Origin of the sequence: Serratia sp. BFP-2025 (genome assembly GCF_050880365.1) — a bacterium.
GTDB lineage: Bacteria > Pseudomonadota > Gammaproteobacteria > Enterobacterales > Enterobacteriaceae > Serratia > Serratia surfactantfaciens.
Genome location: NZ_JBPAFV010000001.1, coordinates 2,172,230 through 2,184,874, shown reverse-complemented (window position 1 = coordinate 2,184,874; position 12,645 = coordinate 2,172,230). Strand labels below are relative to the sequence as shown.

The following is a 12,645-nucleotide window of genomic DNA, read 5'->3' as shown; positions in this document are numbered from 1 at the left end:
CGCTCCGGGAGTCAGGGTTTGGCGTGCTGCTGTAGATAATGTTCGAACACCGCCAGCGTTTCGTCCGAGATATGGTGTTCAATCCCTTCGCTATCCAGCTCGGCGGTTTCGCTCGGCACCCCGAGGCACATCAGCAGATCGACCACGATGCGGTGACGGCGGCGCACCTTCTGCGCCAGCTGCTCGCCTTCCTCGGTTAAAAACACCCCGCGATAAGGGCGCGATTCAACCAGCCCGGCGCTTTTCAGCCGCGCGATATTTTTGATCGCCGTCGGGTGAGACACGCCGAAGCGGCGCGCGATATCGGTGGTTCTGGCTTCGCGGGTGCTTTGCAGCAAATCGGCGATCAGCTCAACGTAATCTTCGATCAGCGCATTGGACTGCGCTTCACGGGCGCGGCTAAAACGCAGGGCGTGCTCGGCCTCGTCCGGCATATCGGTCAGGGCGGGGCGGTCGGCGTTATCTGGCGCGCGGGTAACCATAGCGTGGGGCGTCCTGTAAGCGTAAAAATGGCGTCTCCCGGCAATATGGGGAGGGTTGCCCTAAGTTAGTCCAAATAGCACACATTATCAATTCGATGCCACGCATTGTGGTAGTTAGAAATATCTCTACACAAAGCCAATGAATTTCGCCTGTTGCATAAAGTGTAGCCGATGCTACATTGTCAGCATGATAGGTGGAAAAATAACCAGTAAAAGATTGAGGGTAATCCATGCGTGATGCGGCAACCACCCCATCGTTAACCGAACGGACCAACATCGCGATTGGCGCCGCCCTTGCCGGACGCAAGCGCGGCGCCTTTACGCCGTTGCTGTTCGCCGGCCCGGCGGTGATTGCCTCTATCGCCTACATGGATCCCGGTAACTTCGCCACCAACATTCAGGCTGGGGCTAAATACGGTTACAGCCTGCTGTGGGTGGTGGTGATGGCCAACCTGATCGCCATGCTGTTTCAGGCGCTCTCGGCCAAGCTCGGCATCGTCACCAACCGCAATCTGGCGGAAATGTGCCGCGATCAGTTCTCACGGCCGGTGGTGATCGGCATGTGGCTGCTCAGCGAAGTGGCGGCGATGGCCACCGATCTGGCGGAGTTTCTCGGCGGCGCGATCGCGCTGGCGCTGTTGTTCCACATGCCGCTGCTGGCGGGGATGGGCGTGACGGCGGTGATCACCTATGCGCTGTTGATGGTGGAAAAAAAAGGTTTCCGCCCGGTTGAACTGATGATCGGCGGCCTGGTGGGCATCATCGCGCTGTGCTATCTGGTGGAGATGTTCATCGTACCGGTGGATTGGCAGGCGGCCGGCATCGGCATGGTGACGCCGCAGTTGCCCGACGCGCAGGCGCTGACCATCGCCGTCGGCATTATCGGCGCCACCGTGATGCCGCACGCCATTTTCCTGCACTCGGGGCTGACCCAGCACCGCAGTCCGGCCAGCGACAACGGCGAGCGGCGCAAGCTGCTGCGTTTCTCCAATATCGAGGTAGTGATCGCGCTGGCGCTGGCGGGGCTGGTGAATATTGCGATGGTCATCATGGCTTCGAGCGCCTTCCACGCCGGTAACAGCGACGTGGCCGAGATTGGCACCGCCTACCATACGTTGACGCCGCTGTTCGGCGCGGCTGCCGCCGGTATCTTCCTCGCTTCGCTGATCGCCTCCGGTATCTCCAGCTCGGTGGTGGGCACCATGGCCGGGCAGATGATCATGCAGGGCTTCGTCGGCTTCCGCATCCCGGTGTGGGTGCGCCGCCTGGTCACTATGGTGCCGGCGTTTATCGTGGTGGCGATGGGCGTCAACGCCACCGATGCGCTGGTCTACAGCCAGGTGGTGCTGAGCCTGGCGCTGCCGGCGCCGATGATTGCGCTGGTGATGTTCACCCGCCGCCGCGACATCATGGGCGAGTTTGCCAACGGCCGCTGGACCAGCCTGGCGGCGGTGGTCGGCACGGTGGTGATCGTGCTGCTCAACGTGGTGCTGCTGTTGCAGACCTTTGGCGTCGACATCCCCGGGTTGGGGTGAGCCGCGCGATCAGGGCCTGGCGAATTTGTCGGCGAACAGCTCGCTGATGAAGTCGACGAAGACCCGAATTTTGTGGCTGCGATCCCGCAGGCGCGGATAGAGAATATTGATCGGCGCCCCGGTGGGCGCCCACTCCTGCAGTATCGGCTCCAATTCCCCCGTCTTCAGATAATTTTCCAGCGTGCAATCCAGCAAGTAAACCAGGCCGAGATGATTCCTGGCAACCTCGCACAGTGATTGGGAATGGTTAAAGCTCAGCAGCGGGCTGGGCGCCAGAGAGTAGCGTTCGTCGCCGCGAATGAACTGCCAGTCATCCGCCGCCGCCGCGCCTGAACAGATAAATCCCAGCCGCTGGTGCTGTTGCAGTTGTTCCGGGTGTTCTGGCCGGCCGTGGCGCGTAAAATAATCGGGAGACGCACAGCACAGATAGCGTGGTTGCAGCAATTGACGGCTGACCATCTCGGGGATGTCGCCGGCGCCGATGCGAATAAATACGTCGGCGCGATCTTCCGCCGGATTGACCAGGCGATCGCTGACCGAAACGCTGAGCTGCAATTCCGGGTATTGTGCCAAAAAAGCCGGCAGCGCCGGGGCGATATGCATGCTGCTGAGCATCGAGGCTATCTCGACCCGCAGCGGTCCGCGCGGTTGTTCAAAGTCGCCCGACATGTCGTTTTTCAGCCGGTCAAACTGCTGCAGTATCTCCTGCGCGGTGCGGTAGCAACGCTCCCAGGCGCTGGTCAGGGAGAAGCGCCGGGTTGAGCGTTTGAAGAGGGGCTGCCCGAACTGTTTTTCAAGCTGATTGATGCTGTACGTGACGCTGGCCGGGGAGAGCCCCATTTTGGTTGCCGCCTGGCTGAACCCCTCCATTTCTACCACCTGGCAGAACACGCGTAGCGCATGCAGTTCATTCATGTTAACGGCTTCCATTATTTAAATTATTAAAAGAGTATTTTTAAATATGCCGGCTGTCAATTTAACGCGGTATTGGATATTTTATTTTCAGCGTTTTTATTTATCTGAAATCGCATCCTGTATTGCCATAATGAAATAACGCCGAAGAGGATATTTATATGAGAAAGTTAACTGCCGTATTGTTATTGGCTGGAGCAGGCTTGTGCGGCCAAACGTATGCCGCAGGCAGCGAGGCCGCGCCACAAAGTTACAGGGTTTCCGCTGATGCGGGCGTTGCGGCTGAGCAGAAGGCGGTTTATCAGCTGATAAACCGATACCAGACAGCGCTTAATGCCGGCGATACGCAAACTATTTTGTCACTTTTCGCACCACAAAGTTATTCGCAGTGGAACGAAAAGCCGACGGCGGACAGCAATGAAAAGCGCCGTCAACAATATGACGACCTATTTAAAAAAGAGAAATTTGAAACCGAGTTCGCGTATGACAGCGTTAGCGTGAACGGTAATATGGCCTATGTGCGCACGCACCATCATCGCGGCGCAACGGTCACCCGAATAAGCGACGGCGCCACCCTGATCGATTTAAATCGTGAAGTATTTGTATTGAAGAAACAGCAGGGGCAGTGGAAGATCGTAGTCTACACCTTTAATACCAACCCGATTCAAGGGGTGAGCTGAGTGGCACCTGATAAAGGCCGCATAAGCGGCCTTATTGTGCTGCGTAATAGTTAAAGATTCCCCACGCCGCCGTCCATCTGCAGCTCGGCGCCGACCATAAAGGCCGATTCGTCCGCCGCCAGAAATACCGCCGCTTTGGCCAGCTCCAGCGCGCTGCCCATGCGGCCGATCGGCACCAGCGCGCGGATATCGTCGCGCAATGCCTGCTCATCCGCTTCCGCCAACCCCAGCTTGCCCAACGCCGGGGTTTCGGTCGGGCCGGGGCTGAGGCCGTTAAGGCGAATGCCGCGCGCGTGCAGCTCGCCGGAGAGCGTTCTGGCCAGCGATAACAAACCGGCTTTGCTGGCGGCGTAGGCGCTGCTCTGCGGCAGGCCGATATGGGCGCTGACCGAACCGCACAGGATCACCGAAGAAGGGTTGGCCAGCAGCGGCAGCAGCGCCTGGATCAGAAAGAACGGCCCTTTCAGGTTGATGTCCATCAGCCGCTGATAGCTCTGTTCATCCCACTCCTGCAGCGGGCGGTGTGTGACGTCGCCGGCGTTGACATACAGCACGTCCAGCCGCGGCCACCGTTGCTCCAACTGCTGCGCCAGCGCGCGCTGCTGCGGGATGTCGCCGGCGTCGCTCAACAGCAACAGCGCCTTGCCCACCAAGGCCTGGTCTGCCGCGTCCAGAGCGCTTTGGCTGCGGCCGGTGATCGCAACCAAAGCGCCCTCGGCGATGAACTGGCGAGCGGTTTCCAGCCCGATGCCGCTGGTGCCGCCGGTAATCAATGCGTATTTGCCTTGCAGTCGTGACATAACCGATTCCTCTTGAGCGTCTGTTGCGGCATTATTTGCGCTATAGTTCCTTTTGCATAGTAGGCACCCTTTGGATACTAAAGGACGAGGTGGGATGAAATGACGGCGCAAGCACCCTTAGCGAAGGAAAATAATTTGGCGGCGTTGCCGACGGCAGGCGAATCCTGCCCGATGGTGGACTTCGTCAATCTGGTGTCGGGCAAGTGGGCGATACCGATCCTGTACCGGCTGATCGTGATCGACGATCCGGTGCGATTCAGCGAGCTACAGCGGGCGGTAGCGCCCATCGCGCAAAAAGAGCTGACGCGCCAACTGCGGCTGTTCGAGCAGCGCGGTCTGGTGACGCGGCGGGTGTTTCCCGAAGTGCCGCCGCGGGTGGAGTACCAGGTCACCGCGCTCGGCAAATCGCTGCGGCCGACGCTCGACTCGCTGGCGGAGTGGATGCGCCGGCACGCGCCGCAGCTGATCGGCGGCTAGTCGCCGATGCCCGGCGGGTTGATGGTGGAGCGCTCGACCTTTTCGTCGCCTTCGCCCCAGCGTTCCAGCACCTGCGCGTATTCGCCGCTGACGATGACGCCGTTGACGGCGGCGTTGATGGCGTTCACCAGCCCGTTGCCTTTCTTGCTGGTGACCGCCACGTAGGCCACGTTGGGGCCGATGCCGACCATTTTGGTTTTGCCGGTCAGCGCCGCCTTGTAGGCGCCGGTAGAGTGGGGGCCGAAGAACGCGTCGGCGCGCCCTGACTGAATGCTCAGGTTGGTGGCGGCGTCGTCGGTCACGTAGATCGGTTGTACCGCCGGCAGCCCGGCGGCGCGGTTCTGCTTATCCCATCCCAGTAGAATGTTTTCCTGATTGGTGCCGGATCCGACGATGATCCGCAGCCCGGCGACGTCCTGCGGCCGATTGATAGAGGCGATCTTGCTGGTGGATTTGACGTAAAAGCCCAGCGTGTCCACCCGGTAGGTGGCGAAGTCGAATTTGGTCTTGCGCTGTTTGGTGACGGCGATGTTGAAGATCGCCGCGTCGTATTTGCCGGCGCTGATGCCCAATGGCCAATCCTCCCAGGAGGTAGGCACCAGGTTCAACTCTAGCCCGAGGCTGTCGGCCACCAGGCGGGCGATGTCCGGATCGCTGCCGATCAGCGTTTTATTGTCCTCGGCGAACAGCGCCAGCGGCGGGGAGTTTTCGAACGCCACCGCCACAGTCAGTTTGCCGGGCGTCGCGAAGTGAAAGTTCGTCGGAATCAGCGCAATAGCGGCGGGATTGCGCTCTGCGCGTATCGGCTGTCGGTTAGCCTGCAGATCGATACCGCCCGACGGGGCCGCCTGAACGGCGGCGCTCAGCAACAGCGCGCACAGCGCCGGAATCCTCGGTGACATAACGCCCTCTATCCTTTGTTAATCATGGGGTTACTATTGGCGGCGGTGAGGGGCAAGTAAAGCAACAATAGTGAATAACCAAAGTGAAAAGATGCACAAGCGGGGCGCCTGCCTGCGCGAATCTGCAGCACTCGACGTGGAAAGTGCGCAATCAGGTTGAAAGCAGTAGAATTTGTCACTCATACTGCGTACAGCTAATTGTGTAAAACAAGGAACGCCAGATGGCCGAAGAAACGATTTTCAGTAAAATTATCCGCCGCGAAATCCCTGCTGATGTGGTTTATCAGGATGAACTGGTCACCGCTTTCCGTGACATCTCCCCCCAGGCACCCACCCACGTGCTGATCGTTCCCAACGTGCTGATCCCAACCGTCAACGACGTGACCGTGGAGCATGAAGCCGCGCTGGGTCGCATGATCACCGCCGCGGCGAAAATCGCCGAACAGGAAGGCATCGCCGAGGATGGCTACCGCCTGATCGTCAACTGCAACCGCCACGCCGGTCAGGAGGTCTATCATATTCATATGCACCTGGTCGGTGGCCGCTCGCTGGGGCCGCTGCTGTCACGTTAAGCGAGGAAATCATGCGCGGTAAAAAAACTCTGCGTTGTCTGATGGCGTTGGCGTTGCCCGCCGCGTTGCTGATGGGGTGCAGTTCGCCGTCCGGCATCGCGGTCAACCAAGGGCAGACGGTGGTGATGGATCCTTCGGTGCTGACCGCCGGCATTTTGGCCGATACGCCTTCGATTTCGAACGCTTCCGGGCGGGTGATGGCGACCTCGGTACTCAATAACAGCCAGGCGACGCCGGTCACCGTGCATTACCGTTTCTATTGGTACGATGCGCAGGGGCTGGATATTCGCCCCTTCGAAAAACCGCGTGAGATCGTCGTGGCGCCCGACTCGGACGCCAAAATCTACTCGATTAACGGCAATCTGGACGCCAAAACCGCGCGTCTGTATCTGTACCTGTAAGCGCTTGCCAGGTTTGGAGAAAAAGCATGAAAAAGTACGTCTTAGTGGCGCTGGCCGCATTAACCCTGAGCGGCTGCCTGTCGCGCCAGCCTGAGCCGGATCAGCCGTTGCCGCCGGTCACCGTCGAGCCGGAACAGCCGAAGCCTCCGGTAGAACAGCCGCAGCCGCCAACCACCGAGCCGGTGCCGCAGCCGCCGAAAATTCAGCAGCTCGATTGGCTGGGTAGCGTTCAGCCGCTGGTAGGGCAGATGTTGAAGGCCGATGGCGTGACGGCCGGCAGCGTGCTGCTGCTGGACAGCGTCAAGAACAATACCAACGGCTCGCTGCAGATGGGCAAAGCCACCGCGGCGCTGTATAAGGCGCTGGCGTCGAACTCCACCTTCAGCGTGGTACCGGAAGCGAAGCTGACCAGCGCCAGACAAACGTTGGGCCTGTCGGCGGATGACAGCTTCGGTTCGCGCAGCAAGGCGATCGGCCTGGCGCGCATCGTCGGCGCGCAGTACGTGCTGTACAGCGACGTCAGCGGCGACGTGAAGTCGCCGGCGCTGGATATGCAGCTGATGCTGGTGCAAACCGGCGAGATCGTCTGGTCGGGCAATGGCGCCGTTAAACGCTGAGGCCGCGCTGCGACGATTGATGGAAACCAGACTGCCGGCGGTGAATACCGCCGGTTGTCATTTCAGCCCGGTGCAGGGGCTGACCGGCGAGAGCTGGCGCATCGACGGTTCGGGCATCACGCTGTTGGCGCGGCAGCACAGCGCTGAGAAACGTGCGCTGGGGGTGAGCCGATGGCGGGAAGCACAGGCCTTGCGCCGCTGCGCGACGGGGCTGGGGCCACGGGTTTTCGCGCAGAATAATCAGTGGCTGGTGCTCGAATGGCTCGAAGGTGACGTCGTCACAAATGCCGAATTTGTCGCGCTGAACCAGCGCGGCGAGCTGGCGGCGATGGCGGCGGCGCTGCATCGGCGGCCGCTCAGCGGTTACCGGCTGGATCTGCGTCGGCAGTTCATTCGTTACTGGCAGCTGTTGGACAGGCGGCGTTTAACCCCTCTTTGGCTGCGCTGGCAGCATCACTTTTTGCAAAGCGAGCCGCCGTCACCGTTGAAGCTGGCACCGCTGCACATGGATATCCATCCGGGCAATCTGCTCGCGACCGGCGAGGGGCTGCGGCTGATCGACTGGGAGTATGCCGCCGACGGCGACGTGGCGCTGGATATCGCCGCGCTGTTTCGCGGCAACGGCTGGGCGGCCGAGCAGCAACAGCGTTTTTTGCAGCAGTACGCGCGCCAGGGCTATCACGACCTCGCCCGGCTGCAGGCGCAGGTGCGCCGCTGGCTGCCGTGGGTGGATTATCTGATGCTGCTGTGGTTTGAAGTGCGCTGGCAGCAGAGCGGCGACGTTGAATTTTTGCGCTGGGGCGCGGCGCTGCGCCGGCGATTCTGTTTATCATCATCCGAATTCTGAACGAACAATAATGAAGTGAGGTGCCCGTGGGCCCAGTAATGCTAGATGTCGCCGGCTATGAGCTGGATGCAGAAGAACGCGAGATTTTGAAACACCCGCTGGTTGGCGGATTGATCCTGTTTACCCGCAACTTCCACGATGCGGAGCAGCTGCGTGAGCTGGTGCGGCAGATCCGCGCCGCTTCGCACGATCGGCTGGTGGTGGCGGTAGACCAGGAGGGCGGGCGCGTGCAGCGCTTCCGCGAAGGCTTCACCCGTTTACCGGCGGCGCAGTCGTTCGCGGCGCTGCACGATGCGCAGGAAGGCGGCCGTCTGGCGCAGGAGGCCGGCTGGCTGATGGCGGCGGAAATGATCGCGCAGGATATCGACATCAGCTTTGCGCCGGTGCTGGACATCGGCCACGGTAGCGCGGCGATCGGCGAGCGTTCGTTCCACAGCGATCCGCAGCAGGCGCTGGCGATGGCGGAACGCTTTATTCTCGGTATGCACAGCGCCGGCATGAAAACCACCGGCAAGCACTTCCCGGGGCACGGCGCCGTCAGCGCCGATTCGCACAAGGAAACCCCGCGCGATCCGCGGCCGCTGGCGCAGATCCGCGAGCACGACATGGCGATCTTCCGTGAGCTGATCAATCGCCAGCTGCTGGACGCCGTCATGCCGGCCCACGTCATCTATACTGAAGCGGACCCGCGTCCGGCCAGTGGTTCGCCTTACTGGCTGCAGCAGATCCTGCGGCAGGAACTGGGCTTCGACGGCGTGATTTTCTCCGACGATCTGTCGATGGAAGGCGCCGCCATCATGGGCAGCTACGCCGAGCGCGGCCAGGCGGCGCTGGATGCCGGTTGCGACATGATCCTGGTGTGCAACAACCGCGCCGGTGCGGTCAGCGTGTTGGATAACCTGTCCCCGGTCAAAGCAGAGAAGGTGAAGCGGTTATATCATCGCGGTCAGTTCACCCGTCAGGAACTGCGCGCCTCCGAGCGCTGGCAGCAGGCGCACAAGGCGCTCAGCGCGCTGAGCGAACGCTGGGAGGAGCACAAGCAGCGTTCGCAAGGGTGAATCCAGGCGCCGCATCGCGGCGCAGAGCGGAAATGATGAGGGCCGCGCCCGCGGCCCTTGGCTTGTTGCGAGGATCCACATGATTATCTATTTGCACGGCTTCGATTCCACCAGTCCCGGCAATCATGAAAAGGTGTTACAGCTGCAGTTTATCGATCCGGACGTGCGCTTTATCAGCTACAGCACGCTGCACCCGCGTCACGACATGCAGCATCTGTTGAAAGAGGTGGACAAGGCGGTGCAGCAGGGCGGCGACGCGCACCCGTTGATCTGCGGGGTTGGCCTCGGCGGTTTCTGGGCTGAGCGCATCGGCTTCCTGTGCGGCATTCGCCAGGCGATGTTCAATCCCAATCTGTACCCGGAAGAACACATGCACGGCAAGATAGACCGACCGGAAGAGTATCGCGATATCGCCACCAAGTGCGTGGAGGATTTCCGCGAGAAAAACCGCGATCGCTGCCTGGTGGTGCTGTCGCGGCGCGATGAGGTGCTGGATAACCGACGCAGCGCCGAATTGCTGCATCACTATTACGAAATCGTCTGGGATGAACAGCAGACGCACAAGTTCAAAAACATCTCGCCGCATCTGCAGCGGCTCAAGGCGTTTAAGGCGCTGGGTTAACAGTTTCATAACGCCGCCGCGAGCCGCGCCTGCCGTTTTTCACCGACGGAAAGTGCGGCTTTTTTGTGCACCAAGACTAAATTTGAGGTGGCAATCGGCAAAATTTAAAACTGTGACTCAGCGCTAACTATTTGAATCACAATCCCCAAAAAATCCCCTCGTCCAGCCTTTAACCAAAAAAATTTGATGTACGTCAATTTTGGTATGACCAAATAACCTCACATGCTATTCTGGCTGCAGAGAGCCGAATTATTTTACGCGAACCCTATGTATTCTAAGGATATTATTTATTTACCCTGGAATAACAAATGGTTCACATTTAGGGGGTTATTTTGACAACGCCAAAGAAGAAAATCGTTATTGTCGGCGGCGGCGCCGGTGGTCTGGAGCTGGCGACCAGCTTGGGCCATAAGCTCGGCCGCAAGAACAAAGCGGAGATCACGTTGGTGGATCGCAACCACAGCCATTTGTGGAAACCGTTGCTGCACGAAGTGGCGACCGGTTCCCTCGATGACGGCGTGGATGCGCTCAGCTACCTGGCGCACGCGCGCAATCATCATTTCAGCTTCCAGCTGGGGTCGTTGACCAACATCAACCGCGAGGCGCAAACGCTGCAGCTGGCGCAGATCTGCGATGAGCAGGGCGGCGAGCTGGTGCCGGCGCGCGATCTGCCGTACGACATCCTGGTGATGGCGCTGGGCAGCACCTCGAACGATTTCGGTACGCCGGGCGTGAAAGAGCACTGCATCTTCCTGGATAACCCGCATCAGGCGCGTCGTTTCCACAACGAAATGCTCAACCTGTTCCTGAAGTTCTCGGCGCAGCCGGGGCAAAAAGAGCGGGTCAACATCGCCATCGTCGGCGGCGGCGCCACCGGCGTTGAACTGTCCGCCGAACTGCACAATGCGGTGAAACAGCTGCACAGCTACGGTTTCGAAGGCCTGGACAACAGCGCGCTGAACGTGACGCTGGTGGAAGCCGGCGAGCGCATTCTGCCGGCGCTGCCGCCACGCATTTCCGCCGCCGCGCACCAGGAGCTGATCAAACTGGGCGTGCGCGTGCTGACCAACACCATGGTGACCAGCGCCGATGCCAAGGGCCTGAACACCAAGGGCGGCGAGTTCATCGACGCCGATCTGATGGTGTGGGCGGCCGGCATCAAGGCGCCGGACTTCATGAAGGACATCGGCGGCCTGGAAACCAACCGCATCAACCAGCTGGTGGTGGAGCCAACGCTGCAGACCACGCGCGATCCGAACATTTTCGCCATCGGCGACTGCGCCTCCTGCCCGAAAGAGGGCGGCGGTTTCGTGCCGCCGCGCGCCCAGTCTGCGCACCAGATGGCCTCACGCTGCGCTACCAACATCCTGGCGCTGATGAACGGCCAGACGCTGAAGCCTTACGTGTATAAAGACCACGGCTCGCTGGTGTCGCTGTCGCGCTTCAGCACCGTCGGCAGCCTGATGGGCAACCTGATGCGCGGTTCGATGATGGTGGAAGGGCGCATCGCGCGCTTCGTCTACATCTCGCTGTACCGCATGCACCAGGTGGCGCTGCACGGCTACATCAAAACCGGCCTGATGATGCTGGTGGGCGGCATCAACCGGGTGATCCGCCCGCGTCTGAAGATGCACTGATCCTGCCCTTATCGACCAACCCGCGCCGGTTCGCCTGCGCGGGTTTTTTTATGGCGGCGTAAGGCGAACGGCGGCGGTTGCTTGATTCTTCAGCATAAGCTGTCGCGGACATGGGTAAAATTCTTAAGATTCCTCCTAAACAGCGGCCAAACGGCCGTTTTCCCGCATTTTTGGTCCCCTTGTCTTATTGCGAGCCCTCAAATCATTGTGCAGACTTTACCTCGTTTACAGACGGCGCGTCGCGCACGCCGTAAACCGGGATACCGCAAGCCGCCCATGCGCAAAACAATAAGCGCGGTGCCATGCCGGTAACAGACCCCGGAAAAAATGCGTGGTAACACTTTCAGGAGGTTTCCTGTGAACAAGTCAATGTTAGCCGGTGTTGGGATTGGTATCGCTGCCGCTCTGGGGATCGCCGCGGTAGCCAGCCTGGACGTCTTTTCTGCCGGTCCGCAATACGCGCAGGTGCTCGCCGCAACGCCGATTAAAGAAACCATCAAAACGCCGCGTCAGGAATGCCGCAACGTTACCGTTACGCACCGTGCCCCGGTGCAGGATGAAAACCGCATCGCCGGCTCCGTGCTGGGCGCAGTGGCGGGCGGCGTGATCGGCCACCAGTTCGGCGGCGGTCGCGGGCGCGACGTGGCGACCGTAGTGGGCGCGCTGGGCGGCGGCTATGCCGGCAACCAGGTGCAAGGGGCGATGCAGAACAATGACGTCACCACCAGCGTTCAGCAGCGTTGCAAAACGGTCTATGACAAGTCCCAGAAAATGCTGGGCTATGACGTGACTTACAAGATCGGCAATCAGCAGGGTAAGATCCGCATGGATCACGATCCAGGCACGCAAATCCCGTTGGATAAAAACGGCCAGCTGGTGCTGAACAGAGCCTGATCGCAGCATTCGCATTAAGCCCGCGGGCAGTGTTAGTTCTGATCGTTTAACCCGGTTAAGCGAGCGGCGTTAACATTGACGCGGGTTTCTGTTTTTGTTCGCCGGAGAATTCGGCGATCGTTCTAATGTCTGCGTGCGATATCACTGGGCAAAACTTCAAAAAAGCCCCTGCGTTTGTTATATTATTGTGCGATTAAACGGTGTTATCG

Annotated in this window: 15 protein-coding genes; 11 read left to right on the top strand and 4 right to left on the bottom strand. The window is 60.1% G+C overall.

All coding sequences use genetic code 11. The features are described 5' to 3' along the window. Positions 1 to 11: 11 nt before the first annotated feature. Positions 12 to 482, bottom strand: coding sequence for a manganese-binding transcriptional regulator MntR (gene mntR, locus ACRAWE_RS10445; protein ID WP_019455829.1), 471 nt, complete (start codon positions 480 to 482; stop codon positions 12 to 14). A 230-nt stretch (positions 483 to 712) separates the two neighbouring features. Between mntR and ACRAWE_RS10440 the strand changes: the two genes are divergently transcribed. After that, complete coding sequence (locus ACRAWE_RS10440; RefSeq protein WP_019455828.1) at positions 713 to 2,017, top strand: Nramp family divalent metal transporter; 1,305 nt, start codon at positions 713 to 715, stop codon at positions 2,015 to 2,017. 9 nt (positions 2,018 to 2,026) lie between these two features. Here the strand turns inward: ACRAWE_RS10440 and ACRAWE_RS10435 are convergent, their stop codons facing one another. Beyond that, positions 2,027 to 2,932, bottom strand: coding sequence for a LysR family transcriptional regulator (locus tag ACRAWE_RS10435; RefSeq protein WP_432525320.1), 906 nt, complete (start codon positions 2,930 to 2,932; stop codon positions 2,027 to 2,029). Between the two features lie 158 nt (positions 2,933 to 3,090). Here ACRAWE_RS10435 and ACRAWE_RS10430 point away from each other — a divergent pair, with 158 nt between their 5' ends. After that, positions 3,091 to 3,609, top strand: a complete 519-nt coding sequence (locus ACRAWE_RS10430) for a YybH family protein (RefSeq protein WP_432525319.1) — start codon at positions 3,091 to 3,093, stop codon at positions 3,607 to 3,609. Positions 3,610 to 3,659: 50 nt separating this feature from the next. On the opposite strand, the gene ACRAWE_RS10425 is transcribed toward ACRAWE_RS10430, so the two are convergent. Further along, positions 3,660 to 4,409, bottom strand: a complete 750-nt coding sequence (locus tag ACRAWE_RS10425; protein WP_063919206.1) for an SDR family oxidoreductase — start codon at positions 4,407 to 4,409, stop codon at positions 3,660 to 3,662. Between the two features lie 99 nt (positions 4,410 to 4,508). On the opposite strand from ACRAWE_RS10425, the gene ACRAWE_RS10420 reads away from it, so the two are divergent. Further along, positions 4,509 to 4,886, top strand: a complete 378-nt coding sequence (locus ACRAWE_RS10420) for a winged helix-turn-helix transcriptional regulator (RefSeq protein ID WP_029999120.1) — start codon at positions 4,509 to 4,511, stop codon at positions 4,884 to 4,886. On the opposite strand, the gene ACRAWE_RS10415 is transcribed toward ACRAWE_RS10420, so the two are convergent. Beyond that, a complete protein-coding gene (locus ACRAWE_RS10415; RefSeq protein WP_019455823.1) occupies positions 4,883 to 5,788 on the bottom strand; it encodes a transporter substrate-binding domain-containing protein in 906 nt (301 codons plus the stop codon). The genes ACRAWE_RS10420 and ACRAWE_RS10415 overlap by 4 nt on opposite strands. A 221-nt stretch (positions 5,789 to 6,009) precedes the next feature. Between ACRAWE_RS10415 and hinT the strand changes: the two genes are divergently transcribed. The 8 genes from hinT to ACRAWE_RS10375 all read left to right on the top strand — a co-directional run bounded on the left by hinT (position 6,010) and on the right by ACRAWE_RS10375 (position 12,436). Further along, on the top strand, positions 6,010 to 6,360 hold the full coding sequence (gene hinT, locus ACRAWE_RS10410) for a purine nucleoside phosphoramidase (RefSeq protein ID WP_004928776.1): 351 nt from the start codon (positions 6,010 to 6,012) through the stop codon (positions 6,358 to 6,360). A gap of 11 nt (positions 6,361 to 6,371) precedes the next feature. Further along, the gene (locus tag ACRAWE_RS10405) at positions 6,372 to 6,761 is read left to right on the top strand and encodes a YcfL family protein (RefSeq protein WP_309531122.1); all 390 of its coding nucleotides are present in this window, start codon (positions 6,372 to 6,374) and stop codon (positions 6,759 to 6,761) included. Between the two features lie 26 nt (positions 6,762 to 6,787). Next, the gene (gene lpoB, locus ACRAWE_RS10400; RefSeq protein WP_019455821.1) at positions 6,788 to 7,378 is read left to right on the top strand and encodes a penicillin-binding protein activator LpoB; all 591 of its coding nucleotides are present in this window, start codon (positions 6,788 to 6,790) and stop codon (positions 7,376 to 7,378) included. Further along, on the top strand, positions 7,359 to 8,225 hold the full coding sequence (gene thiK / locus ACRAWE_RS10395) for a thiamine kinase (RefSeq protein ID WP_432525318.1): 867 nt from the start codon (positions 7,359 to 7,361) through the stop codon (positions 8,223 to 8,225). The genes lpoB and thiK overlap by 20 nt, the downstream gene beginning before the upstream one ends. 38 nt (positions 8,226 to 8,263) lie before the next feature. Then, positions 8,264 to 9,283 (top strand): beta-N-acetylhexosaminidase, encoded by a 1,020-nt coding sequence (gene nagZ, locus ACRAWE_RS10390; protein WP_063919209.1) that lies wholly within the window; start codon positions 8,264 to 8,266, stop codon positions 9,281 to 9,283. A gap of 79 nt (positions 9,284 to 9,362) precedes the next feature. After that, the gene (ycfP, locus tag ACRAWE_RS10385) at positions 9,363 to 9,905 is read left to right on the top strand and encodes an alpha/beta hydrolase YcfP (protein WP_019455818.1); all 543 of its coding nucleotides are present in this window, start codon (positions 9,363 to 9,365) and stop codon (positions 9,903 to 9,905) included. A gap of 332 nt (positions 9,906 to 10,237) precedes the next feature. After that, a complete protein-coding gene (locus tag ACRAWE_RS10380) occupies positions 10,238 to 11,542 on the top strand; it encodes an NAD(P)/FAD-dependent oxidoreductase (protein WP_019455817.1) in 1,305 nt (434 codons plus the stop codon). 357 nt (positions 11,543 to 11,899) lie between these two features. Further along, positions 11,900 to 12,436, top strand: coding sequence for a glycine zipper 2TM domain-containing protein (locus tag ACRAWE_RS10375; RefSeq protein ID WP_004928798.1), 537 nt, complete (start codon positions 11,900 to 11,902; stop codon positions 12,434 to 12,436). Positions 12,437 to 12,645: the final 209 nt, after the last annotated feature.

Excerpts from the sequence above, each read along its gene's own strand:
- lpoB (WP_019455821.1), top strand. The coding sequence starts at position 6,788 with ATGAAAAAGTACGTCTTAGTGGCGCTGGCCGCATTAACCCTGAGCGGC.
- mntR (WP_019455829.1), bottom strand. The coding sequence starts at position 482 with ATGGTTACCCGCGCGCCAGATAACGCCGACCGCCCCGCCCTGACCGAT.
- nagZ (WP_063919209.1), top strand. The coding sequence starts at position 8,264 with ATGCTAGATGTCGCCGGCTATGAGCTGGATGCAGAAGAACGCGAGATT.
- hinT (WP_004928776.1), top strand. The coding sequence starts at position 6,010 with ATGGCCGAAGAAACGATTTTCAGTAAAATTATCCGCCGCGAAATCCCT.
- ACRAWE_RS10435 (WP_432525320.1), bottom strand. The coding sequence starts at position 2,932 with ATGAATGAACTGCATGCGCTACGCGTGTTCTGCCAGGTGGTAGAAATG.
- ACRAWE_RS10415 (WP_019455823.1), bottom strand. The coding sequence starts at position 5,788 with ATGTCACCGAGGATTCCGGCGCTGTGCGCGCTGTTGCTGAGCGCCGCC.
- ACRAWE_RS10405 (WP_309531122.1), top strand. The coding sequence starts at position 6,372 with ATGCGCGGTAAAAAAACTCTGCGTTGTCTGATGGCGTTGGCGTTGCCC.
- ACRAWE_RS10425 (WP_063919206.1), bottom strand. The coding sequence starts at position 4,409 with ATGTCACGACTGCAAGGCAAATACGCATTGATTACCGGCGGCACCAGC.
- ACRAWE_RS10420 (WP_029999120.1), top strand. The coding sequence starts at position 4,509 with ATGACGGCGCAAGCACCCTTAGCGAAGGAAAATAATTTGGCGGCGTTG.
- ACRAWE_RS10440 (WP_019455828.1), top strand. The coding sequence starts at position 713 with ATGCGTGATGCGGCAACCACCCCATCGTTAACCGAACGGACCAACATC.
- ycfP (WP_019455818.1), top strand. The coding sequence starts at position 9,363 with ATGATTATCTATTTGCACGGCTTCGATTCCACCAGTCCCGGCAATCAT.
- ACRAWE_RS10430 (WP_432525319.1), top strand. The coding sequence starts at position 3,091 with ATGAGAAAGTTAACTGCCGTATTGTTATTGGCTGGAGCAGGCTTGTGC.
- thiK (WP_432525318.1), top strand. The coding sequence starts at position 7,359 with ATGGCGCCGTTAAACGCTGAGGCCGCGCTGCGACGATTGATGGAAACC.